General features: G+C 69.0%; 23 protein-coding genes. 7 read left to right on the forward strand and 16 right to left on the reverse strand.

What is annotated here, in order from left to right; all coding sequences use genetic code 11:
- Window positions 1-5 precede the first annotated feature (5 nt).
- Window positions 6-857: an alpha/beta fold hydrolase gene (locus AC1REM_RS15575; protein ID WP_492515431.1), complete on the forward strand. Its 852-nt coding sequence runs from the start codon at window positions 6-8 to the stop codon at window positions 855-857.
- Here AC1REM_RS15575 and AC1REM_RS15580 read toward each other — a convergent pair.
- The 6 genes from AC1REM_RS15580 to AC1REM_RS15605 are packed head-to-tail and all read right to left on the reverse strand — an operon-like array spanning window position 854 to window position 5823.
- Window positions 854-1720, reverse strand: coding sequence for a MurR/RpiR family transcriptional regulator (locus tag AC1REM_RS15580; RefSeq protein WP_492515432.1), 867 nt, complete (start codon window positions 1718-1720; stop codon window positions 854-856). The genes AC1REM_RS15575 and AC1REM_RS15580 overlap by 4 nt on opposite strands.
- Window positions 1701-2516 (reverse strand): phosphonate ABC transporter, permease protein PhnE, encoded by an 816-nt coding sequence (gene phnE / locus AC1REM_RS15585; protein ID WP_492515433.1) that lies wholly within the window; start codon window positions 2514-2516, stop codon window positions 1701-1703. The genes AC1REM_RS15580 and phnE (AC1REM_RS15585) overlap by 20 nt, the downstream gene beginning before the upstream one ends.
- Complete coding sequence (phnE, locus tag AC1REM_RS15590; protein ID WP_492515511.1) at window positions 2513-3307, reverse strand: phosphonate ABC transporter, permease protein PhnE; 795 nt, start codon at window positions 3305-3307, stop codon at window positions 2513-2515. Before phnE (AC1REM_RS15590) ends, phnE (AC1REM_RS15585) begins: the two co-directional genes overlap by 4 nt.
- A gap of 5 nt (window positions 3308-3312) precedes the next feature.
- The gene (gene phnC, locus AC1REM_RS15595; protein ID WP_492515434.1) at window positions 3313-4137 is read right to left on the reverse strand and encodes a phosphonate ABC transporter ATP-binding protein; all 825 of its coding nucleotides are present in this window, start codon (window positions 4135-4137) and stop codon (window positions 3313-3315) included.
- Window positions 4137-5126 (reverse strand): phosphate/phosphite/phosphonate ABC transporter substrate-binding protein, encoded by a 990-nt coding sequence (phnD, locus tag AC1REM_RS15600; RefSeq protein ID WP_492515435.1) that lies wholly within the window; start codon window positions 5124-5126, stop codon window positions 4137-4139. The genes phnC and phnD overlap by 1 nt, the downstream gene beginning before the upstream one ends.
- Entirely contained in the window at window positions 5119-5823 is a 705-nt protein-coding gene (locus tag AC1REM_RS15605; RefSeq protein ID WP_492515436.1) for an HAD family hydrolase, read from the reverse strand. The genes phnD and AC1REM_RS15605 overlap by 8 nt, the downstream gene beginning before the upstream one ends.
- Window positions 5824-5990: 167 nt before the next feature.
- On the opposite strand from AC1REM_RS15605, the gene AC1REM_RS15610 reads away from it, so the two are divergent.
- Window positions 5991-6647 carry an amino acid deaminase gene (locus tag AC1REM_RS15610; RefSeq protein ID WP_492515437.1) on the forward strand — a complete coding sequence of 219 codons (657 nt, stop codon included), beginning with the start codon at window positions 5991-5993 and terminating at the stop codon, window positions 6645-6647.
- A gap of 1 nt (window position 6648) precedes the next feature.
- Here AC1REM_RS15610 and AC1REM_RS15615 read toward each other — a convergent pair whose 3' ends face one another.
- The gene (locus AC1REM_RS15615) at window positions 6649-8100 is read right to left on the reverse strand and encodes a helix-turn-helix domain-containing protein (protein WP_492515438.1); all 1452 of its coding nucleotides are present in this window, start codon (window positions 8098-8100) and stop codon (window positions 6649-6651) included.
- Between the two features lie 184 nt (window positions 8101-8284).
- Here AC1REM_RS15615 and aceA point away from each other — a divergent pair, with 184 nt between their 5' ends.
- Together aceA and aceB are read left to right on the forward strand one after the other, a co-directional pair.
- Complete coding sequence (aceA, locus tag AC1REM_RS15620; protein WP_492515439.1) at window positions 8285-9595, forward strand: isocitrate lyase; 1311 nt, start codon at window positions 8285-8287, stop codon at window positions 9593-9595.
- A gap of 28 nt (window positions 9596-9623) precedes the next feature.
- Window positions 9624-11270, forward strand: coding sequence for a malate synthase A (gene aceB, locus AC1REM_RS15625; RefSeq protein ID WP_492515440.1), 1647 nt, complete (start codon window positions 9624-9626; stop codon window positions 11268-11270).
- A 60-nt stretch (window positions 11271-11330) separates the two neighbouring features.
- Here aceB and AC1REM_RS15630 read toward each other — a convergent pair whose 3' ends face one another.
- Window positions 11331-12326, reverse strand: a complete 996-nt coding sequence (locus tag AC1REM_RS15630; protein WP_492515441.1) for an aldo/keto reductase — start codon at window positions 12324-12326, stop codon at window positions 11331-11333.
- Window positions 12327-12395: 69 nt separating this feature from the next.
- Between AC1REM_RS15630 and pdxR the strand changes: the two genes are divergently transcribed.
- Both pdxR and AC1REM_RS15640 read left to right on the forward strand, forming a co-directional pair.
- Entirely contained in the window at window positions 12396-13865 is a 1470-nt protein-coding gene (gene pdxR, locus AC1REM_RS15635) for a MocR-like pyridoxine biosynthesis transcription factor PdxR (RefSeq protein WP_492515442.1), read from the forward strand.
- Window positions 13862-14305: a hypothetical protein gene (locus AC1REM_RS15640; protein WP_492515443.1), complete on the forward strand. Its 444-nt coding sequence runs from the start codon at window positions 13862-13864 to the stop codon at window positions 14303-14305. Before pdxR ends, AC1REM_RS15640 begins: the two co-directional genes overlap by 4 nt.
- On the opposite strand, the gene AC1REM_RS15645 is transcribed toward AC1REM_RS15640, so the two are convergent.
- Window positions 14302-16017 (reverse strand): acyl-CoA dehydrogenase family protein, encoded by a 1716-nt coding sequence (locus tag AC1REM_RS15645; RefSeq protein ID WP_492515444.1) that lies wholly within the window; start codon window positions 16015-16017, stop codon window positions 14302-14304. The two genes, AC1REM_RS15640 and AC1REM_RS15645, sit on opposite strands and share 4 nt — an antisense overlap.
- Window positions 16018-16182: 165 nt before the next feature.
- Between AC1REM_RS15645 and AC1REM_RS15650 the strand changes: the two genes are divergently transcribed.
- Complete coding sequence (locus AC1REM_RS15650; protein ID WP_492515445.1) at window positions 16183-17382, forward strand: pyridoxal phosphate-dependent aminotransferase; 1200 nt, start codon at window positions 16183-16185, stop codon at window positions 17380-17382.
- Between the two features lie 51 nt (window positions 17383-17433).
- Here the strand turns inward: AC1REM_RS15650 and AC1REM_RS15655 are convergent, their stop codons facing one another.
- The 7 genes from AC1REM_RS15655 to AC1REM_RS15685 all read right to left on the reverse strand — a co-directional run bounded on the left by AC1REM_RS15655 (window position 17434) and on the right by AC1REM_RS15685 (window position 23443).
- Window positions 17434-17829: a VOC family protein gene (locus AC1REM_RS15655; protein WP_454127291.1), complete on the reverse strand. Its 396-nt coding sequence runs from the start codon at window positions 17827-17829 to the stop codon at window positions 17434-17436.
- Window positions 17830-17861: 32 nt separating this feature from the next.
- Window positions 17862-18998 (reverse strand): UDP-N-acetylmuramate dehydrogenase, encoded by a 1137-nt coding sequence (locus AC1REM_RS15660; RefSeq protein WP_492515446.1) that lies wholly within the window; start codon window positions 18996-18998, stop codon window positions 17862-17864.
- An 18-nt stretch (window positions 18999-19016) separates the two neighbouring features.
- Entirely contained in the window at window positions 19017-19427 is a 411-nt protein-coding gene (locus AC1REM_RS15665) for a MaoC/PaaZ C-terminal domain-containing protein (protein ID WP_492515447.1), read from the reverse strand.
- Window positions 19424-19873 carry an FAS1-like dehydratase domain-containing protein gene (locus AC1REM_RS15670; RefSeq protein ID WP_492515448.1) on the reverse strand — a complete coding sequence of 150 codons (450 nt, stop codon included), beginning with the start codon at window positions 19871-19873 and terminating at the stop codon, window positions 19424-19426. The genes AC1REM_RS15665 and AC1REM_RS15670 overlap by 4 nt, the downstream gene beginning before the upstream one ends.
- Before the next feature lie 71 nt (window positions 19874-19944).
- Window positions 19945-21150: a glycerate kinase family protein gene (locus AC1REM_RS15675; protein WP_492515449.1), complete on the reverse strand. Its 1206-nt coding sequence runs from the start codon at window positions 21148-21150 to the stop codon at window positions 19945-19947.
- A 101-nt stretch (window positions 21151-21251) separates the two neighbouring features.
- Window positions 21252-22787 carry an SLC13 family permease gene (locus AC1REM_RS15680; RefSeq protein WP_492515450.1) on the reverse strand — a complete coding sequence of 512 codons (1536 nt, stop codon included), beginning with the start codon at window positions 22785-22787 and terminating at the stop codon, window positions 21252-21254.
- Window positions 22784-23443: a response regulator transcription factor gene (locus AC1REM_RS15685; RefSeq protein WP_492515451.1), complete on the reverse strand. Its 660-nt coding sequence runs from the start codon at window positions 23441-23443 to the stop codon at window positions 22784-22786. Before AC1REM_RS15685 ends, AC1REM_RS15680 begins: the two co-directional genes overlap by 4 nt.

Below are 23443 nucleotides of genomic sequence, written 5' to 3' on the forward strand. Positions count from 1 at the left end.
GGGCCATGACGACTTCACCCGTGCTGCCTGCCCTCCCCGACTCCGTCACGATCTCGGAGATCCCCGTCGCCGATGACGTCTCGCTGCGCGTGCTGCGCGCGGGATCGGGCACTCCCCTGGTGATGCTGCCCGGCTGGACGTGCTCCGCCGACTTCTTCGTGCACCAGCTCACCGGCCTCGCCGACCGGTTCGATGTGATCGCGATCGACCCGCGCGGACACGGCGGATCATCCAAGCCTCTGACGGGCAACACCTTCGCGCAGCGCGGGAACGACCTCGCCGCTCTCGTCGATGCGCTCGGGCTCGACCGGTTCGTGCTGCTCGGCTGGTCGTTCGGCGTTCTGGACGCGCTCAGCTACATCCGCTCCCATGGCACGGATCGCATCGAGAAGCTCGTCATCGTGGACGAGACCCCGAAGGTTCCGGCCGACCCGGCGGATGCGTCGGAGTGGGGCGAGGCGCCGCTCACGCACGACGGCATCGTCGGGCTGCAGCGCGCGGTCCTGGACGACCGCGTCGGATTCTGGACCGCCTACGCGAGCTACATGATCGGTTCGGAGAACGCCGACGACGTCGCTCGCATCGTCGAACTCGGCCTGCAGACCCCCGAGCACATCGCCGTCGCCTCCGTCATGGATGGCGCGACGAGCGACTACTCGGCGGAAGCCGCCTCCGCGAGCGCCGCCGTGCCGACGATGTTCCTCGCCCGCGAGGACTGGGCCGAAGACGCGCGCGCCTGGGTCGCAGCGCACATGCCGCAGGCCCAGTTCGACACGATCCCGCTGCACATGGGATTCGCAACGCACCCCGAGGACTTCAACGCGAAGGTGGGCGAGTTCGCGGCGACGAGCGCCTAACCGGCGCTCTCCCCGAGGTTGTCCGACACGACTTCAAGCGCGTGCGCCCGCGCTTCGCGGGCATCCGCGCCGCGCTCGGTCGCCACGGCGTCGGCGAAGACCTCGGCGAACACGAGGTAGGCGACGCGCGAGGTGTGCTCGAGCTCGTCGCGAAAGCTCACCCCGGTCGGCGCGATCACGAGCGACCTGCTCGCGAGCTCCGTCAGAGCGGATGACGCGAACGACGTCATCGCGATGAGCTCGGCGCCTCCTCGCACGGCCGCGGACGCGACGCGCAGGCTCGCCTCGTTCGCCCCCGATCCGCTCACGATGATGCAGGCGTCGTCCGCCGTGAGGTGACGCGCGGCGATCTGCTGCGCGATGGCGTCGGCGATGAACTCCGCGGGGCGCCCCGCGGCCGTGAGGCGCATGGCGAGATCGCTCGCGATCGGCGACGAGAGCCCGTTCGCCAGGATCAGGAGCCTCCGCGACTGCGCGGCGATCCGCACCGCATCCTCCACCGCATCGGCGTCGAGCACGCTCGCGAGCGCAGGAAGCGACGCGGCGAGACGATCGATCTCGCCGCGCATGCGTCCGAGCACACTCGGCCCGTGGTCGATGCGCGCCTCGCTCCCCCGCGCGAGCGCGGCGGCGAGCGCGACCCGCAGTTGGGGATAGCCGCGATAGCCGAAGCTCTGGCAGGCACGCACGACCGTGGCGCGGCCGACGCCCGCACGTTCGGCCACCTCCTGGGCCGTCCACTCGACGACGTCCGCCGGGTGCGCGGCGATCAGATCGGCGACGCGGCGCTCGGCGGGCTGGAGGGCGTTCCGCACAGTGGCGATGCGGGCGAGGGGCGGGGCGCTAACGGAGAACTCGGGCACGGGATCCCTCCATGATGCGTCGGCGAATGGCACCGGATGCCCCATCGATCAGCATCGTGACGATGACGACGACGATCAGCAGCACACCGACCGTCGACCACTCACGGTACTGCGTGTACGAGGTGAGCATGTCGCCGATTCCGCCCACTCCGATGAGCCCCAGCACCGCGGACGAGCGCACGTTGATCTCGAAGCGATACAGCCAGAACGACCAGAACGCGGGCTCGGCCTGCGGCCACACACCCCAGCGCAGCACCTGCGCCGTCGATCCCCCTGTGGCCCGTGCGGCTTCGATCGGGCCCGGCGGCACCGCCTCGACGGCCTCGTACCCCCATTTGCCGAGCGTGCCGATGCCGTTGATCGCGAGTGCGAGCGCACCCGTGAACGGGGTGAGGCCGGTGACCGAGAGGATGACGATCGCGATGATGATCTCGGGCACGGCGCGGATGAGCGAGAACAGTCCGCGCAGCAGCGCGCGCAGCCAGGCGGGACCGAAACCGCGCGCGGCGAGCAGGCTCAGCGGCGTCGCGAGCAGAATGCCGAGGATCGTCCCCACCCAGGCCATCTCGACACTGCGCCACGTCTGCCACAGCGCCTCGGGCAGCTTCTCCCAGTTGGGTGCAGCGAACATGAGACCGAAGTAGCGCACGATCTCGGCAGGCAGATCGGCCAGCCGCTCCCAGGCGATGTCGACCGACCAGAACACGAGCACGGCGGCCGCGGTGATGACGAGCCATCCGACGAGGGCCCATGGCCGCCGCGGTTTCTGCGGGAGTTGCAGTGCTGGCGCGGTCATACGAGCCGCCGCCGGATCGCGTCGCTGACAATGTCGATGACGATCACCACGATGAGAATCTCCAGGATGATGAGTGAGAGCTGGTCGTAGCGGTAGAAGGTGCGCACGGCGTCGATGAGGAGCCCCAGACCGCCAGCCCCGACAAGGCCGAGCACGGTCGAGGCCCGCACGTTGAGCTCGAAGGCGTAGAGCGCCTGGTTCGCGAACGCAGGCCACGCGTCGGGCAACGCGAGCGTGCGGTTGATCTGCGTCTGCGTCGCCCCCACGGCGCGCCCCGCTTCGAGCGGGCCGGTGTCATTCGTGTCGATGGCTTCCGAGACGAGCTTGACGACGATGCCGATGTTGAACAACAGCAGCGCCAGGATGCCGGGCAGCGCTCCGACGCCGACCATCGCCACCAGGATGGCCGCGTACAGCAGGTCGGGAACCGCACGGACCGCGTTCAGGACGCCGCGCACGACCATGCGCACCGCGGTGTTCGGGTTCGTGTTCCGCGCCGCCCAGAAGCTGACGGGCAGCGCGACGGCGGCGCCCAGCACGGAGGCGATGACGGCCATCTGCAGGGTCTCGATGAGCGGCGGAATCGTGCGCGGGAAGAAGCTCCAGTCGGGCACGAGCAGCTTCACGATCTTGTCGGCGCCGTTCTGCCAGTTGCGAGCGATCGCCCCCAGATCGACGCCGATCCCGATGCCCGGCAGGCACATCACAACCGTGATCGTCACGATCACGAGGACGATCACGGGGGCCTTCCATGCGCCCTTCGGGCGGGGCGGGAGCGCGAGCCGGTCCATTGTGCTCACGTGCGCAGCCGATCTTCCGGACTGATCGAGCGCCCGTAGATGCTCTCGAAGTCGGCGTCGCTCGCGCTCGCCGCGGGGCCGTCGTAGACGACCTCGCCCGCGCGCATGCCGATCATCCGCACGCCGTATTCGCGGGCGAGGTCGAGCAGGTGCAGGTTGACGAGGACAGTGATGCCGAGGTCTTCGTTGATCCGGCGCAGGTCGGCCATGACCCCGTGCGCGGTCGGTGGATCGAGGCTCGCGACGGGCTCGTCGGCGAGCACGATCGCCGGCTGCTGCGTGAGGGCGCGAGCGATCGCGACGCGCTGCTGCTGACCGCCGGAGAGCTCAGATGCCCGCGCGTAGAGCTTCGGCAGAATGCCCACGCTCTCGAGCGCCCGATACGCGAGCTGCCTATCGCTTTCGCTGTACGCGCCGAGCAGGGTGCGCCACAGCGATGTGTGGGCGAGACGCCCGACGAGCACGTTCTGCAGCACGCTGGCGCGGCCAGCGAGGTTGAACCCCTGGAACACCATGCCGACGTCACCGCGGAGACGCCGCAGTTGCCGGGTCGATGCCCCGCTCACACGGTGCTCACCCACGTCGAGCGTGCCGGAGGTCACAGGGACCAGGCCGTTGATCGTGCGGATCAGGGTGGATTTGCCCGAGCCCGAGAGCCCGACGACGGCGACCATCGACCCGGCCGGGATCTCGAGCGAGACGTTCTTGAGCCCCACGGTGCCGTTCGGATAGCGCACGGTCACGTCGTCGAGCGTGATCGACCACGGCGTGGGCGCCGCCGCCGAAGCGGAGGCGCCCACGGTGTCTGCTGCGTGTGGCACTACTGCAGCCCCAGAGCCTGTGCGGCGCGTGCGACGACGTCGAGCGAGTCGGGGTTCGCGGGGGCGAGCTTGGTGATCGAGTAGATGCTCTGCAGGATCTCCGAGCCCTCCTTCGTGTTCGAGAACTCCTCGAGCGCATCGGTGATGCGCTGCTGCAGCGCGGGCGAGAGGTCGGCCGACAGCGCGACGCCGTCGTTCGGGATCTCCTCGGTCATCGCGAACACGACGACCTTCTGCCCCACGTCGGGGGTGTCCTTCTTCACGATCGTGCGGGCGTCCCAGAAGCTGAAGCCCACCTCGGCGTCGCCGTTGTAGACGGCGAGCACCGAGGCGTCGTTCGCGGTCACCGGGATCTGCTGGATGTCGGTGTCGGTGTCGAGCCCGGCCTCCTGCAGGGCGAGGATCGGGTAGATGTAGCCCGCGGGCGATCCGGGGCCGAGCACCGCGGTCTTCGCACCCTTGACCTTCTCGATCGCGTCGAGTCCGGCCGGGCCCTTCATCGCGTCGGCACCGTTGCAGAACAGCATGCCGTCGCGCTCGACGGGCGTGTCTTCGCAGTACTTGTCAGGGTTGTTCGTCATGAACTGCGCGGGGTAGGTGATGTTGCCGTTGCGCTCGGTCTGCAGCACGGTCTTCGCACCGTACATGTCGTTCGCCTGCCAGAGCTGCAGCGAGGGCAGGAAGCCGATCTGCGCCTGGCCTGCGCCCATCGCCTCGACGGCGGCCTGGTAGTCCTTCGAGACGACACCAGTGACCTCGATGCCGAGTTCCTCGGTGAGGTAGTCGGTGAGAGGGGCAGCGGTCTCGACAAGGCCGTCCTGATCCTGTGAGGGCACCAGGGCGAGGACGAGCGATGTGGGGTCGGTCACGGGTGCGTCGGTGGCGGCAGATTCCTGTGCGGCGGGTGCGGCACAGCCGGCGAGGGTGACGGTGAGGAGCGTGCCGAGGGCGGCGAAGCCCATCGTCGAGCGGCGGGTGAGCTTAGGCATTCTGTTCCTTTGCGAGGAGTGTGTGGGAGGCGGGTGTTGCGGGAGAGAAAGCGTGGGGATCGCGCAGCCATGCGGACAGCTGCGGCAGCAGCGCGGTCAGGGTCTCGGCGCGGAAGAGCGGATGCGCGCCGTCGTCGACGAAACCGCCGACCAGCGCGGTCGCGTGACCCCGGCGCTGCGCCGGCTCCAGGTCGTTGCGCCAGATGTCGCCGATGCTCAGCACCGGAGCATCCGCGGGAAAGGAATCGAGCACCTCTTCAAGCCCCGCGGGCTTTCCGGCGTTCGAGATCACCCGGTCGAACAGATCGTGAAGGCCCAGCGAGACGAGGGCCTCCTCCAGGCGGATCGACGGGGCATTGGTGACGAGGATGCGCTCGGCATCGGCGTCCGCCAGAAAGTCGGCAAGCCCGTCGACCGCGTCGATCGCGGCGTGCGGCGTCGCCAGCTGACGGCGGCTGGTGAGGTACGCGGCGCTGAGCAGCGCAGCATCCGCCCCGGCGCCCTCCGCGGCGATACGCACGGCGTCGTAGCCGTCAAGCCCCTGGGTGCGGGCCGCGAGCGTCGCGAGCACGTCCGACAAAAAGCCCTCGGGCTCGCCGAGCGCGCGGGACACCTCTCGGGCATACGCGATGACCGGTCCATCGCCGAGGGCGACGGTGCCGTCGAAGTCGAACAGCAGAATGGGACGAGGGCGCACAGCGTACTTTCTGATCGAGCGAGCGGATGCTGCCGAGCGACACTTCGGCATCCGATGGACACGTGGTCCACTATCGCCAGCGTTCATGGACAGTTCGCCCACGCGGCGTGAACGCCCGATGAACTCTTGCGGGCACCCCGATCACAGCGGTGACGTAGGGTGAGGCCATGGCCGAACTGGACGACCTGATCGCCGTCGCGCACGAGGTCTCACAGACCGACGCTGACGCCGCGACGACCGCACTGCATGCACTGCCCTGGCTCACACAGAGCATCGAAGACGACCGCGCGTCCGGTCGTTTCGCGCACTGGGGTCGCTCGACCGTGATCGACGAGAACATCGGCGCGGCCGTGCTCGACAGAGCCGCCTTCGAGGCGCTGCACACCCTCGCTGGCCTTCCCTCCGCGTGGCCCATCGGCAACGCGGGGCTCCTTCATTGCTACGGGTATCTGCTATCGCTCACACCCACCCCCTACGGAATGAAACGGGATCGCTGGCTTGACGGGCAGTTCGCGCGCGCACTCACGCTTGCAGCCGATCACTTCATTCCCTGGGCCGGAGACGAGACGCTCCTCGCACGGGCGGACGCCGCGGCATCCGACATCCTGAGCACCGCCGAATGGGGATGGCTGTCGGCGATCGACGGTCGAATGACGCAGGTCGGACTCGGAGAAGAACGCGAGGGCGTGCGGCCGCTCGCCTATGCCGTCGCGCCACGGAGCGGCATGCAGCCGCTGCTCGTGACCCTGTTCCCGATCGCGGGAGACGACCACACCCGCCGCCTCATCGAGGGGCAGACCCGCCTGCGCTGGAACGCGGTGTAGATCACCGCGGCGCGTGCGCCTCCAGGAACTCGTAGACGTCGGTCGTGTCGACGCCGGGGAACGACCCGGTCGGCAGGGTCGCGAGCAGCGTGCGCGGGGTGCGCACGTTCGGCCAGGAGCTCTGTCGCCAGCGCTCCTCCAGCGCGGCGGGCGCCCGTCGGCAGCAGGCCTCGACGGAGTGCTTCGAGACGGAGCGCTCGGTCGTGTCGCGACCGATGAACCAGCGGGTGTCGTCGAAGCGCACACCCACGCTCACGGAGTGCAGGCCCTCGCTCGACGCTTCGACGCGGGCCGTGCACCAGTAGGTGCCATTGCCGGTGTCGGTGTATTGGTAGTACGGGTTGAAGCGGTCCTCGACGTCGAACACGACGCGGCTCGTCCAGCGCCGGCAGCACATCTGCCCCTCGATCGATCCGAGACGGTCGGTCGGGAAGTTCACGTCGTCGTTCTCGTAGGCCTTGGTGATGGTGCCGGATTCGTGCACCTTGAGGAAGTGCACGGGGATGCCCAGGTGCTGGGTCGCCAGGTTCGTGAAGCGGTGCGCGGCCGTCTCGTAGGAGACCGAGTACGCGTCGCGCAGGTCTTCGATCGAGATCGCCCGCCGCGCCTTCGCGTCCTGCAGGAACGGCACGACATGGCCTTCCGGCACAAGGAGTGCACCGGTGAGGTAGTTCGTCTCCACGCGCTGGCGCAGGAACTCGGCATAGCTGCGCGGTTCGGCATGCCCCAGGATGCGACTCGCGAGCGCCTGCAACACCGCGGTGCGCGCATCACCCTTCGCGGGCACGCTGGAGGAAAGGTACAGGCGTCCGTTCTCGAGGTCGGCGACACTGCGCGTGGTCTGCGGCAGATCGGAGGCATAGTGCAACGTGAAGCCGAGATGAGCGGCGATCTCTGAGGCGGATCTCTGGGTGAGCGGACCGCCGGGGTGCTGGATGGCTTCAAGGATCGCGGATGCCTCGCGTTCGAGGTCTGCGAAGTAGTTGTCCTGCCGGCGCATCAGGTCGCGCAGCTCCACGTTGGCGCGACGCGCCTCCTCCGGCGTTGCCGCACGCTCATCGCGCAGGCGCTCGATCTCGCCGTGCATCGCCAGCAGGGCGCGCAGCATCTCGGTCGGAACGGTCTTCGCGATCCGGAAGGGCTCGATCCCGAGCGCCTGGAACGTCTGCCCCTTCATCGCCCGTTCGAGGGAGATCTCTGCGGTGCTGCGCTCATCGAGAGGTTCGCCCTCCAGCAGCGCGTCGACCGTGACGCCCAGCGCGCGGGCGATGGCCTGCAGCAGGGTGAGCTTCGGCTCACGCTTGCCCGTCTCGATCATCGAGAGCTGACTGGGCGCGCGATCGACCGTCGAAGCGAGCTCTTCGAGCGTGATCGCGCGCGCGGTGCGCAGCTGCCGGATGCGCCGGCCGATCGTGAGGGCGTCCGCTTCTTCTGTCTCATCGATGAGCGTCATGGCCGCGATTCTGTCACAAAAGCAGAAGTTTCATCAAACTTCACCCCGAAATTGGCACAGTGCGGACGGAATCTTCACACACAGTGGATGCAAGCCACCGCGGTAACCCCGCACACAACTCCACCGGCATCGCATCACCGGCACCGCCGCCGACACACGAACAGCCCCTTCCGAGGAGAACACCATGAGCATCCAGCCCACCCCCACCGGCCTCCGCCACGGCGACCAGACGCAGACCGCCGCCGAACTGCAGGAGATCTGGGACACCGACCCGCGCTGGAGCGGGGTCGAGCGCACCTTCACCGCCGAAGACGTCATCCGGATCCGCGGATCGGTGCGCGAAGCATCCACCCTGGCCGCCCGCGGCGCAGAGAACCTCTGGAACCTCCTGCACACCGAGGACTACATCCGGGCGCTCGGCGCCTACACGGGCGGACAGGCCGTACAGCAGGTCCGCGCCGGACTCAAGGCGATCTACCTCTCCGGCTGGCAGGTCGCCGCCGACGGCAACCTCGCCGGTCAGACCTACCCCGACCAGTCGCTGTACCCGGCCAACTCTGTGCCCGCCGTCGTGCGTCGCATCAACAACGCACTCATCCGCCAGGACCAGCTCGAGCACGCCGAGGGCGAGGTCACGCAGGACTGGCTCGCACCGATCGTCGCCGATGCCGAGGCCGGTTTCGGCGGACCGCTCAACGCCTACGAGCTCGCGCAGTCGCTCATCCAGTCGGGTGCCGCAGGCATCCACTGGGAGGACCAGCTCGCGAGCGAGAAGAAGTGTGGCCACCTGGGCGGCAAGGTGCTCGTTCCGACGCAGCAGCACATCCGCACGCTGAATGCCGCGCGCCTCGCCGCCGACGTCGCTGGTGTGCCGACCGTCATCATCGCCCGCACGGATGCTCTCGCGGCCGATCTGCTCACGAGCGACGTCGACGAGCGCGACCAGGCCTTCACGACCGGCGAACGCACGAGCGAGGGGTTCTACCGCATCCGCCCGGGCCTTGACGCGGTCATCAGCCGCGGCCTCGCCTTCGCCCCCTACGCAGACCTGCTCTGGGTCGAGACGGGAGAGCCGGACATCGAGCTCGCCCGCGCGTTCGCCGCGGCTATCCACGCGCAGTACCCGGGCAAGCTGCTCGCCTACAACTGCTCGCCGAGCTTCAACTGGAAGCGCCACCTCTCGGATGCCGAGATCGCCACGTTCCAGCAGGAGCTGGCCGACCTGGGCTACAAGTTCCAGTTCATCACCCTCGCAGGCTTCCACGCCCTGAACTACTCGATGTTCGACCTCGCCCGCGGCTACGCCGAACGCGCCATGAGCGCGTACGTCGAGCTGCAGGAAGCAGAGTTCGCCGCCGAGGCATCCGGATACACCGCCACCAAGCACCAGCGCGAGGCGGGCACCGGCTACTTCGACGTCATCTCCACGGCGCTCAACCCTGAGAGTGCAACCCTCGCCCTGGCCGGCTCCACCGAAGCCGCGCAGTTCCACTAAGAAGACTTCTCCGCAAAGGACACCGATCATGACCACACCCACGGCACCGCCGACGACTCCGACCACCCTGACCCAGCAGGGTCCCGCGATCGAGATCACGGGCCCCCTGCGCGAGCGCTACGACGAGATCCTCACCGCCGAGGCCATCGCGTTCCTCACCGAGCTGCACCACCGCTTCGGGCACCGTAGGCACGACCGGCTCGCCGACCGCATGCGCCGCCGCTTCGAGATCGGCAACGGGCACGACCCGCAGTTCCGCGACGACACGGCCCACATTCGCGCGGATGAGAACTGGCGGGTCGCCGGAGCCGGGCCCGGGCTCGAAGACCGGCGCGTCGAGATCACCGGTCCGACCGACCCGAAGATGACGATCAACGCGCTCAACTCGGGCGCCCGCGTCTGGCTCGCCGACCAGGAGGACGCCACGAGCCCCACCTGGAAGAACGTCATCGAGGGTCAGCTGTCGCTGCGCGACGCGATCCGCGGCGAGCTCTCCTTCACCTCACCAGAGGGCAAGGAGTACCGGGTGACCGCCGAGCGCACACCGACGATCGTGATGCGCCCGCGCGGATGGCACCTGACCGAGAAGCACATCCGCTTCATCGACCGCACCGGACGACCCATGGCGGCATCCGGCTCTCTCGTCGATTTCGGCCTCTACTTCTTCCACAACGCGCAGGCACTCATCGATGCAGGCCGCGGACCCTACTTCTACATCGCGAAGCTGGAGTCTGCGGACGAGGCGAAGCTGTGGGATGACATCTTCACCTTCGCCGAGGAGTACGCGGGCATCCCGCATGGCACGATCCGCGCGACCGTGCTGATCGAGACGCTGCCCGCCGCGTTCGAGATGGAGGAGATTCTCTACGAGCTGCGCGATCACTGTGCGGGTCTGAACGCCGGACGCTGGGACTACATCTTCTCGATCATCAAGACCTACCGCGGTCGCGGCGCACGCTTCGTGCTCCCTGACCGCAGCGAGGTCACGATGACGGTGCCGTTCATGCGGGCCTATACCGAGCTGCTCGTGAAGACGTGCCACAAGCGCGGCGCCTTCGCGATCGGCGGCATGAGCGCCTTCATCCCGAACCGCCGGGACCCCGAAGTGACGCAGCGTGCGCTGGAGAAGGTCGCCGCCGACAAGAAGCGCGAGGCCGGAGACGGCTTCGACGGCACCTGGGTTGCGCACCCCGACCTGATTCCGGCTGCGCAGGCAGAGTTCGACGCCGTGCTCGGCGACCGGCCGAACCAGGTCGACCGCCAGCGCGACGACGTGCAGGTGCGAGCCGAGGATCTGCTGGATCTGCAGATCGGCCGCCCGATCACCGCACGCGGTGTGCGCGACAACGTCTCGGTGGCCATCCGCTACCTGGAGGCCTGGCTGCAGGGCCTGGGCGCCGTGGCGATCGACAACCTCATGGAGGATGCGGCGACCGCCGAGATCAGCCGCTCGCAGGTGTGGCAGTGGATCCACCAGGATCGCTCGACCGACGAGGGCGACCGCATCACCGTCGAGTACGTCGAAGGGCTGATCGCCGAGGTGCTCGCAGAGGCTCCGCGCCGGGAGGGTGACCGCTTCGACGACGCAGCGGCGATCTTCCGCGAGGTGGCTCTGCAGGATGAGTTCCCCGCGTTCCTGACGCTCGGCGCCTACAACCGCTACCTCGACGCCTGAGGTGCACATCGAGTGGTCAGTTTCGGACTGTCGAAGCTGACCACTCGAGTGCGTGCGGGGCTAGGGATCGACAGGCTCGGCGTCCAGGCGGGCGAGCACCTCCCCATCCAGCACGAGGTCTGCGGCGCCCAGCGCCTCATCCAGCTGCGCCACGCTCGACACCCCGACCACCGGAATCACGGGCACTTCCGCACCCAGCAGCCACGCGAGCGCGACCTGGTTCGGGGTCACGCCGAGATCGGATGCCACCTCGTGCAGCAGTGTCCGGCGCACCCGGCTCGTCGGATGGTCGACCCCGCCCCACAACGGCTTGTCGAGACGCGCGATCGCACCCTGATGCAGCGGTGAGTACACGGTCACCGCGAGCTGGGGGCGGTCGTCCGTGCCCGTGGATGCCGCATAGTCAAGCAGCCCCGGCGTAGCGAAGTTGTTGCGTCCGACCCTGGGCGCCGGGTGCAGGTAGCTGTACTGCTGCTGCACGACACCGTACGGAGCGACGCCCTGCCGACGCGCTTCCTCCCGCGCCTCGACCACACGCCACGTCGCCACGTTCGAGATGCCCGCGATGCCGATAAGCCCTTCGCGCTGCAGTTCGCCGAACGCCTCGACGGTCTCGGCGAGCGCGACGTCACGATCATCGACATGCCCGTAGAGCACGTCGATGTGGTCGATGCCGAGGTGGCGCGCGCTCTGCGACGCCTGCCGGCGGATGACCTCAGCGGAGAGTCCCTCGAAGTTCGTGGGCGGGGTGCTGGAGATGGGCTTCGTCGGGTCTTTCTGCGCGGCGCCCAGCTTGGTCGCGATGCGCAGCGAGTCCCGGATGCCACGGTCGGCCATCCACGCGCCGAGCAGATCCTCGCTGTCACGACCGGTTCCTCCGTTACCGAGGCTGTAGTTGTTGGCCGTGTCGATGAAGGTGCCACCCGCGTCGACGAAGCGGTCGAGGATGGCGCGGGCGACATCGGGCGCGGTCGTGGTGCCGAAGTTCATCGTCCCGAGACACAGGGTGGAGACGTCGAAAGCGGTCTGCCCGTTGGAGAGGGTGCGGTACTGCATCGGTGGTCCTTTCAGGATGTTCGCTCACACGCTAGAAGGATTTCGGTACGGGACTACACTCCAATCAGGATGCAGAAGACCAGACCAATTCTGGCGTGGGAGACGCTGCTCGACATCGCGCACACCGACGCTCCCGCGCCGCTCCGTGAACGCGTCGAGCACGCACTGCGCCGCGCCATCGCTGATGGCCGCGTGGCTCCCGGTTCCGCCCTTCCGCCGAGCCGTACCCTGGCCGAGAACCTCGGCGTCTCCCGGTGGGTCATCACCGAGACATACGGGCAGCTCGTCGCGGAGGGCGTGCTCGACGCCCGTGCTGGTTCCGTCACACGCGTCGCCGCGACAGCGCTTGCGGAGCGGATGCTGTCGCACTCTCCCCCCGTGGACCACCCGGCGCCGACGACAGCTCCCCCCGACGCGCGCTTCGACCTCCGCCCTGGACTCCCCGACCTGCGGGCGACTCCTCGTGCGCGCTGGGGTTCCGCGCTGAAGGCAGCGCTCACGACGATGCCCGACCGGGACCTCGCCGCCGCGCACCCCGGTGGCTACGCACCCACGCGTCGTGCCGTCAGCGACTATCTCGGGCGCTCTCGCCACGTCGCTACGCCCTCCGATCGTGTCGTGATCACGCACGGCGCGTCGGACGGCATGAGCATCCTGGTACGAGAGCTGCGACGCCGGGGGCATCGCGCGATCCTCGTCGAAGACCCGAGTTGGCCTCGCCTTCGCGACATCGCGCAGACCCACGGGTTGCGCACGATCCCGATCCCCGTGGACGACGACGGTATCGACGTCGATGCGCTCGCCGCCGCATCCGCCCGCACCGGCGCGCGGGTTGCACTGCTCACCCCGGCGCACCAGTTCCCCGTCGGTGCGGCGCTGTCTCCCGCGCGACGCGAGCAGGTCATCGCGTGGGCGCACGCGGTGGACGGACTGATCATCGAAGACGACTACGACGCGGAGTTCCGCTACGACCGGAGGCCCATCGCCGCACTGCAGCGTCTTGCGCCCGACCGTGTCGCGCTGATCGGCTCGCTGTCGAAGTCGGTCTCGCCGGCGCTGGGCCTGGGCTGGATGGTGCTCCCCCAGGGACTGGATCCCGCGCACTCCCCGGCGATGCCGTCGCTCATCGACCAGGCGGCGCTCGCGCACTTCCTCGTGCGGGGCGACCTCGAACGCCACCTGCGCGCCGCGCGGACCCGGTTCCGCCGGCGCCGCGCGGCGCTACTCGACGCGCTTCGAACCGAGCTTCCCGACGCGTCGCTCTCAGGGATCGCGGCAGGGATGCACCTCCTGCTGGAGCTGCCCGTGGGAGTCGATGCCTCAGAGCTCGCGCGGCGCGGTCGCGATCACGGTCTCGCGCTCACGCCGCTGCGACGGTACGAGGATGTCAGCCGCCGCCCCGAAGCGCTCGTGCTTGGATACGGCAACCTCGACGACACTCTTGTGCCCGCCGCGGCCGCAGCGCTCGCCGCGCTCCTCCGCGCCGGGGCGGAAACACCGGTCGCCTCGGTGAGGAGCGAGCGTACGCTGACGGGATGACCTCAGAAGCCTCTGCGCTCTACGACGACCTCGTGCGTGAGTTCGTGCACAACTACCCGCGCGGGGCGCGGCTGCTCGCGGTCGCGAGCATCGACGCGGATCGCTCCCGCGTCTTCGCTTCGCACCTCGCCGACGCCATGGAACGCCAGGGCATCGACACTCGTCAGATCACCGCGGATGGTCGCGACGAAGCGGAGCTTCGCGCCGAGGTCGTCGAACCGTTCCGCGCCGAGCGGCCCGACGCGACCACCCTCATCTCCGGCGACACCGCACTGCTGACGCCCGAGATCCGCGGCCTATGGCACCACACGCTGTGGCTGGTCGCAGGCGACGAGCGCCCGTACACCGCAGCATCCGCCATCGTTGACGTCACAGATCCGGCGCAGCCCACCCGGCGCTTCGCCGACTTCTGCGCCGTCCCACCGTCGGTGAAGCCCTAGGCGATCTCCCCCGCCGCAACCGTCTCGGCCAGCGCGTGCACCCGCGGCAAGTGGTGGGCGCCGTAGAAGTCCGCGGCGGTCAGGCGCGCTGCATCCGGTTCCGCGGACGCCAGCGTCGCGACGACCGCGAAGCCGTGCATCCAGCCGCCGGCGAGCGTGCCCAGCAGCATGAGGTACGGAACACTCACCGCGTAGACATCGCGGGGTGATCCGGCGAAGCCGATCAGGTCGGCGGTCGCGCGACGGGAAGCGGCCACCGCGCGCTCGAGTCGCTCGGCGGTACGCACAGCAACGGGCGCGTCGAGCCCGCGCAGCTGCGCGATCGTCTCGTCGATCTGCGCGAACAGGGCGTCGGCCGTTGCCCCCTGGTCGCGGATCACCTTGCGCCCGACGAGGTCGTTCGATTGGATCGCCGTGGTGCCCTCGTAGATCGGCATGATCCGCGCGTCGCGGTAGTGCTGCGCGACACCGGTCTCCTCGATGAAGCCCATCCCGCCGTGCACCTGGATCGCGTCCGAGGTGACGAGCAGCGCGTCCTCGGTCGCCCATCCCTTGAGGATCGGCACGAAGAACTCTGCCAGCGCGCCGGTGCCGTCGGTCGCGGCCCGGTCGAAGAGGTCGCCGGTGAAGACGCCGAGCGCGCGCATCGCGTAGATGCGGCTCGACATCGACAGCAGCATCCGCTGCACATCAGGATGCTGCGCGATCGGCGTGCCCGCAGGCCGCCCGATGACCGGTCCCTGCAGACGCGACTCCGCGTACGCGAGCGCCTGCTGGTAGGCACGGTCCGAGATGCCGGTCGCCTGGAATCCCATGCCTGCGCGCGCAGAGTTCATCATGACGAACATGCCGGCGAGCCCACCGTGCAGCTCACCTGCGAGGTACCCGGTGGCACCTTCGTAGGCGAGTACACAGGTGGGGCTCGCGTGGATGCCGAGCTTGTGTTCGAGTGCAACCGTCGTCACGCCGTTGCGTTCGCCCACCGTGCCGTCCTCGGCGACGTGGTTGCGCGGTACGACGAAGAGCGACAGCCCCTTCGCCCCGTCTGGCGCTCCCGGCGTGCGCGCGAGCACGAGGTGCAGGATGTTCTCGGCGACGTCGTGGTCGCCCCAGGTGATGAAGATCTTCTGACCGCTGATCGACCAGCTGCCGTCGTCGTTCGGCGTCGCGATCGTGCGGATCGCGCCGAGGTCGGTGCCGGCGTCCGGCTCGGTGAGGTTCATGGTGCCGGTCCACTCGCCACTCACGAGCTTCGTGAGGAACTTCTCACGCATCTCAGGCGATGCAACGGCATCGAGCGCGTGGATCTGCCCGGCCGTCAGCAGCCAGCAGAGTGCAAAGGCGGCGTTCGAGGCGTTCCAGATCTCGCCGAGTCCGGCGCGAACGGACTCGGGTAGACCGTCGCCGCCTGCGGAGGCCGGGGCCTCTGCCGTGATCCATCCGGATTCCACGAGCGCCTGGTAGGCCTCGGCAAAGCCCGCGGGCAGGCGCACCTCGCCGTCGATGAGCTGCGCGCCTTCGCGGTCACCGATCGTTTCGAGAGGAGCGAGGACGGACGCGGCGAACTCTCCGGCGCCGGCAACGATCTCGGCGGCATCCTGCGCGGTCAGCTCGCCGCCCGACGCGCGCGCCACCAGGTCGAGCCCGAATGCCTCGCCGTAGAGGAAGGCGTAGTCGGATACGGGCGGGGCATAGGGGGTGTCGGCGGCCATGGGAAGCTCCTCGCACATCATCGGATGAAACTGAGGATCAGCATACGCGACACTGAGTACCAACGTCTGAGAAATTGTGCGGATGCTTCGCCCTGAGCAATTCCGCACCCGGAGCGTTGCCACACAGGGTGCGCGTGCCCGAGGCATCCGAGTACGCTCAGAAGCGTGACCGAACGCGCTCCTCTCTCCCGCAAACTCTCCGCCATCGCCGAGTCGGCGACGCTCAAGGTTGACGCCAAGGCCAAGGCCTTGAAGGCCGAAGGCAAGGCGATCATCTCCTACGCCGCCGGCGAGCCCGACTTCTCGACGCCGCAGTTCATCGTGGACGCCGCAGCGGAGGCTCTCGCCGACCCGGCCAGCTACCGTTACACCCCTGCAGCCGGGCTTCCCGCGCTCCGCGAAGCCATCGCCGCAAAGACGCTGCGCGACTCCGGGCTTGAGGTCTCGCCGAACCAGGTCATCGTCACCAACGGCGGTAAGCAGGCCGTCTACCAGGCGTTCCAGGCTGTCGTGAACCCGGGCGACGAGGTCCTCCTTCCCGCCCCGTACTGGACCACCTACCCCGAGGCGATCCGCCTTGCTGACGGAATCCCGGTCGAGGTCTTCGCCGGCGCCGACCAGGAGTACAAGGTCACCGTCGCGCAGCTCGAGGCTGCACGCACCGCGCGCACGACGGTGCTCGTCTTCGTCTCGCCCTCCAACCCGACCGGATCCGTCTACACGGCGGAGGAGACCGCGGCGATCGGCCAGTGGGCTCTGGAGCACGGCATCTGGGTCATCTCGGACGAGATCTACCAGAACCTCACCTACGAGGGCGTCAAGGCCACGTCGATCGTCGAGGCCGTCCCTGCGCTCGCAGGGCAGACCCTTCTTGTCAACGGCGTCGCCAAGACCTACGCGATGACCGGATGGCGTGTGGGCTGGATGGTCGGGCCCGCCGATGCGATCAAGGTCGCCGGCAACCTGCAGTCGCACCTGTCCAGCAACGTCAACAACGTCGCCCAGAAGGCCGCGATCGCCGCGCTCAACGGCCCGCAGACCGAGGCCGAGCAGATGCGCGAGGCCTTCGACCGCCGACGCCGCCTCATCGTCTCGGAGCTGTCGAAGATCGACGGAATGGTCGTCCCGAATCCGCTCGGCGCCTTCTACGTCTACCCCGACGTGCAGGGCCTCCTGAACCGCACCTGGGGCGGCGTGACGCCGACGACGTCGCTCGAACTGGCAGACCTCATCCTGGAGCAGGCCGAGGTCGCCGTCGTTCCCGGCGAGGCCTTCGGCCCGTCCGGCTACATCCGCATGTCGTACGCGCTGGGTGACGACCAGCTGCTCGAGGGCGTGCAGCGCCTGCAGCGCCTCTTCTCCTGAGCGTGACGGCGAAGGCCCCGGCATCCTGGATGCCGGGGCCTTCGTCGTCGTTCAGCGTTCGTAGCCGATGAGCCAGCGCACGCCGTAGCGGTCGCGCACCTGTCCGTCGTGCGCACCCCAGGGGCGCTTCTGCAGCGGGTCCAGCACTGTGCCGTCTTCGGCGAGCTGGTCGAACCACTCCGTGAGGATCTGCGGCTCTGCGGTGCCGAGCAGCGCGAAGCTCATACCGAGCATGTGCACGGCGTCATCGTCCGGCCCGGCATCCGATCCGCACAGCCGCACCGGACCTGCAAGCTCGCCGTGCGCGATCATGTCGGGCGGGCCGTCCGTGCGCTGGAACTGCTCGTAGGTGAACAGCGACAGCTGCCCGCCGAAGACGTCCTGATAGAACTCGAGCGCTTCTCCCGCGTTACCGGGGAAGGACAGGTACGGCATGAGACCGGTCATCGCGTCATCGTATCCGGACGGCGATGGTGAAACTAGAGGGCGACGCCGACGAGCACCGGCTCCGGCTGCAAGACGAGTCCAAACTCCGCCTGGACACGCCCCTGCACGAAACGTGCGAGCTCAGCGACCTCTTCGGCGGTGGCGCCACCACGGTTCGTGAGTGCCAGCGCATGCTTGGTGGAGATGCTCGCACGCGAGCGCGGCAGACGGAACCCCTTGCGGATTCCCGCCTGCTCGATCAGCCATGCGGCACTGACCTTGACCTCTTTCTCCACCGGCACGGGCGCCGGGACATATCCGTCGAAGCGCTCCAGCGGAATCACGGTCACGGCATCGAGGTCGGGCGTGACCGGCCAGCGCGGGCACTCCGGCGGAAGCGTGCGAGCGAAGGCCTCCGAGACGATCGCGTTCTGGAAGAAGGACCCGGCACTGCGCGTATCCGCATCCGCCGGGTTCAGCAGCATCCCCTTGGCGGCGCGCGTCGCGAGGATCTGCTCGCGCACCCATGCCAGCGGAACGGGGTCGTCCCCCTCCAGCTGCAGCGCACGGCGCAGCTGCGCTCCCTGCACCTGGCGGCCTGCCTCACCGACCTCAGCGAGATCGAGCGTCACCGACAGGATCACCGCACGGCGCTGTGGCACGTCACCGTAGTGGTGCTTGAGCACGGAGGTGCGGAAACCGAGACCCAGTTCGGATGCCTCAGCAGTCGTGACGTCACCCGTGGCCTGGTCGATCCACTCGACCTCGACCAGCGTCTCCTGGATCTCCTGCCCATAGGCGCCCACGTTCTGCACCGGCGCAGCACCCACCGTGCCAGGGATGCCCGACATCGCCTCGACGCCCGCAAGCCCCTCCGCGACGGTAAAGGCGACGAAGTCATCCCAGTTGTGTCCGGCCTGCACACGCAGTCGCGTTCGGCCCTCGTGCGGAGACGGCAGCTTCTCGATGCCCGATGTCAGCACACGGATGACCGTGCCCTCGAACGGCTCATCTCCGATGAAGAGGTTGGACCCGCCCCCGAGCACAAACCACTCGTCGCCATCAGCCCACACCTCGCGGAGAGCATCGACAAGCTCGGCCATCGTGTGCGCCTCGATCATGCGGGTCGGCGCCGCGCCGGTCTGCAGCGTGGTCAGCGACGCGAGCGGAAGCGGCTCGATCTCAGGCATGGTGTCTCCGGCCCGCCGTCAGGCGAGCGAGTCGGCGGCGACGCGCAGCTGCGCTTTGACGAGCACGGTCGCCTCGGCGAACTTCACGGTCAGGTCGATGCGCACGGCCTCGTCATCTGCTGCGGCGACCTTGGCGCTGATCGTCACGTCGGCACCCGTCTCCGGGTCGACGACGACAGGACGCGTGAAGCGCACGCCGTAATCGAGAACACGTGCTGTGCCCGGCAGCGCGGACACGACGACCGAAGAGGCGATGCCCATCGTCAGCATCCCGTGCGCGAGCACGCCGGGGAGACCCACGGCGGCCGCGACATCGTCGCGGTAGTGGATGGGGTTGAAGTCTCCGGATGCTCCTGCATAGCGCACGAGCGATTCGCGGGTCAGGTGCACGGTGCGCTCGGCGATCACGTCGCCCACGACGAGGGTCATTCGGAGTCCTCCCCCACGAGCAGCACGGAGGTCGCTGTGACGACGTGTGCGCCCGCAGCATCCGTGATCTCGGCTTCGCTGGTGATCATGGCGTTGCCCGCCATCGTGCGGATGCCCGTGACCCGCAGCTGCGCGCTGAGTTCGTCGCCCGCGACGATCGGCCGCGTGTACGCGAACTTCTGCTCGGCGTGGATCGTGCGGGCGAGCACGATGCCGGAGTCCGCTTCGCCCAGAAGCTGCTGCAGCGTGAGGTCTTGGATGACCATCGCAAAAGTCGGCGGGGCGACGACATCGGCGTACCCGAGCGACTGCGCTGCGGCGACGTCGAAGTGCTGAGGGGCGTCGGCGAAGACGGCGCGCGCGAACTCGCGCACCTTCTCTCGTCCGACGAGGTAGGACGGGGTCGGCGGGAACGTCCGGCCGACGAGTTCGCTGTTCACAGGCACCCCTCGATCCTACCGAGGGGTGCCTGTGTCGCTCCTCCGCGCGCCGGGTTATTTCCCGTTGCGCGGATGGCTCACGCCGCGGGACGCGCGGACATCGCCGCTCCCAACAGGACGAGCCGCATGCTGCGCTCGGCCGCGTCGCGCAGCAGCTCCTCGCCCTGCTCGACCGCGTGTTCGAGACGCATGGGCACAGTGAGGATCGATGCGATCGCGGCGATTCCGATGTCGTGGACGGCAGGCGCGCCCTCCCCCAGGGATCCGGCGATACCCAGCACCGGGACGCCGGCGACGCGAGCGCGCAGAGCGACCTCCGCCGGCACCTTGCCCCGAGGCGTCTGGAAGTCGATCGCGCCCTCAGCGGTGATGACGAGATCCGCGGCCGCCATCAGCTCGTCGAGGGACGCGGGCAGCAGATCACCGTCGAGAAGGACCTCGAAGCGCGGTGCCAGTCGGGCACCCAGGACAGCGGCGAGTCCGGCGCCCAACCCACCGGATGCCCCGGTCCCCGCGCCGGTCCGCACGTCCATGAGCCCGCCGTGAGGCGTCTGCCGCTCGAGCAGATCCGCCCAGACGTCGAGCGCATCCGAGAGCTCTTCGACGTCGACCGGACTCGCTCCCTTCTGCGGCCCGAAGACGCGCGCGACGCCGCGCGGTCCGCACAGCACGTTGTGCACATTGCACGCGAGGACGATCTCCGCCTCGCCGATACGGGGGTGCAGCCCTGCGAGATCGAGGCGCGCGGCATCGCGCAGGTGGCGTCCGCCGTGCGGGATCTCCGCACCGTCGCGATCGAGGATCCGTGCGCCCAGCGCCTGGAGCGCTCCCGCGCCTCCGTCGCTGGTTCCCGAATCCCCGCATCCGACGATGATGCGCGTGGCGCCGTCGTCGAGCGCCGCGGCGATCAGCTGTCCGACGCCGTACGTCGTCGTGGCGCCGGGATCACGACGATCGCGGGGCACGAGGCGCAGCCCTCCTGCGGTGGCCATCTCCACGACAGCAGTTCCGACGGCGGTTCCGCCCAGGCGCGCCCAATGCGCCAGTACCTCCTCCCCGACGGGCCCCGTGACGCGGGCCGGAACGAGCGTGCCGCCCGTGGCCGTGGCGAGGGCCTCCGCGGTTCCCTCGCCGCCGTCTGGAACCGGAAACTCATCCACCTGCACACCGGGAATGACCCGGCGCACGCCAGCGGCGATCGCGCGGGCGACGCCGGCCGCGTCGAGGCTCTCCTTGAAGCCACTCGGGGCGACGACGATGCGCTGAGGGATCTGCATGGACATGGTTCCTCCTTTTGTGCCCGTCTGCGGGCACGACGAGTACCGGGCACGACCCGGATGGTGAAGTTGCGAAGGGGGGCGGATGCGGCGCGAGACGTCGCGCGTCAGCGCAACAGGGGCATCCCCATCGACGGCCAGATGAAGAAGGTGAACGTGCACACGAGCACGAACATCGTCGGAGCCAGCAGCGCCGAGAGGCGTCGCAGATCAGCCGCGCGGAATCCGCCGGGCGCGATCTGGGGATCAGCGAACATCGCCACCGGCTTCGCAGAGCTCGTCAGGGTGTGGCAGAAACCTGCCGCAGCCGTCGAGGCGAAGGCGGCGGCCATCGGGTCGACGCCGACACTTGGCGCGAGGGCGACGACAACAGGGATGAGAGCCGCAGAGCGCGCCGACCGCGAGGGGATCAGCAGGTGCGCGCCGAGCGAGACGGCGACGACGGCGAGCACGAACGCGATCGCTCCTGCCTCGCCGAGCCCGGTGAGGGGCGCGAGCGCTGCCCGCCCGATCCACGTCGCTGCCCCGGACGAGGTGAGCGCTGCGGCGAGCGCGAGCGTTGCCGCGAGGAACAGCAGGAGGTTCCAGGGCACCGTCTTCACGGCCGCTGCCATGGAGGTGCATCCGATTCCAGGTGTGACCGCCGCAACGGCACCGATCAGCGCGACGAGCGCGGGCGAGATCCCGTGCCACGGCTCGGTGCACCACAGGGCGATCGCGCCGACGAGCAGCAGGAGCGCGCGCCTCTCGATGGCGGTGAGCGGACCCTGCACAGGCGTGGGGACTGTGGCGGCGAGGTCGCCGAGCGAGATCGACAGTGCGGTGCGGCGCTCGGCGAGCGACGTGAACCGCATGAGTACGATCTCGCAGGCGATGTGCGACGAGAGGATCGCCAGCGGAAGACCGAACCACAGCCAGCTGAGGAAGGTGAACTCCTGTCCGGTGGCGGCCCCGACGATCTGTCCCGTGATGATGTGGGCACCGGCGCCGAGGAGCGAGCCGACGGCCGAGAGCAGGATCACGGTCGGGAACAGCAGGGCGAGCGCACGGATGAGGCCGGCGCGTCCGGCGATCGCCGCGGCGAGCGCCGCGTACACGGGAACCGCGAGGGCTGCGCGCCCCGAGGTGGCCGGGACGGCGAAGGTGGTGAGAGTGAGCGCGACGGTCGCGAGATGGAACAGCGCCCGCGGGGTGCGCGCATGGCGCACGAGCTGCGCGGCGCCGCGGAGCGCGAGGCCCGAGGCGTTGACCGCGGCGGCGATGATGAACGCGCCGATGAGCAACCAGATCGTCTCGTCTCCGAGTGCAGCGAAGAACGTCGTTGACGGCAGCGCGCCGACCGCGATGAGTGCAAGCGCAGCGAGAAGCGCAACAAGAGTGTCATCGAGCGGCGTGGCGATCCAGGCCCACACGGCGAGGAGGAAGACGCTGATCGTGAGGGCGCCGGTGGTCGACAGGGGCGCCCCGGTCATCGCGGAGGCGCTGCCCTGTGCCGCGAACAGCACGAGCACGGCCGCCGACGCGAGCACGAGGGCGAGCGAGACGATCCGCCCTGTGCTCGGGTGTCGGCGCGGGGCACGCGGGGCGGATGCTGCGAAACCCGGAGGTGTCGTCGCGTAGCGAGTGCGAGTGGCGGTGCTCATCGCAGTCTGTACCCTGCTCCGCGCACGGTCTCGATGCGCTCGGAGCCGATCTTCGCGCGCAGCGCCCGCACGTACACGTCGACGACGTTGGATGCCGGGTCGAAGTCCATCCCCCACACGTGCCCGATGAGCTGATCGCGCGACAGCACCTGCGTCGCGTTCTCGACGAAGACCTCCAGCAGCGCGAACTCACGGCTCGTGAGGTCGGCGGCGACTCCGCCGACGGTGACGCGGCGCGCGCGGATGTCGACCGTGAGGTCGCCGTGCGAGAGCACAGGTCCGGTGCTGCGCTGTTCGCCGTCGCCGATGCGCAGCCGCACGCGGGCCAGGAGTTCAGCGAACTGGAAGGGCTTGGTCACGTAGTCGTTCGCGCCGCTCTCGAGCCCGCGCACGGTGTCGATCACCGAGTCGCGAGCGGTGAGGATGATCACGGGCGTGCTGACGCCTTCGCCGCGCAGGTGAGAGAGCACGGAGAAGCCATCCATCCCCCGCAGCCCGATGTCGAGCAGGACGAGATCGAACATGCCGCTGCGTGCGAGCAGCAGCGCCGTCTCGCCGTCGGCGGCCTCCGAGGTCTCGTAGCCGGCGGCGTGCAGACCGCGGCGTACGAAGGAGGTGATGTGCGGGTCGTCTTCCGCGATGAGGATGTGTCGCAT

It is taken from the genome of Microbacterium sp. GW823-FHT02G05, from assembly GCF_058797175.1.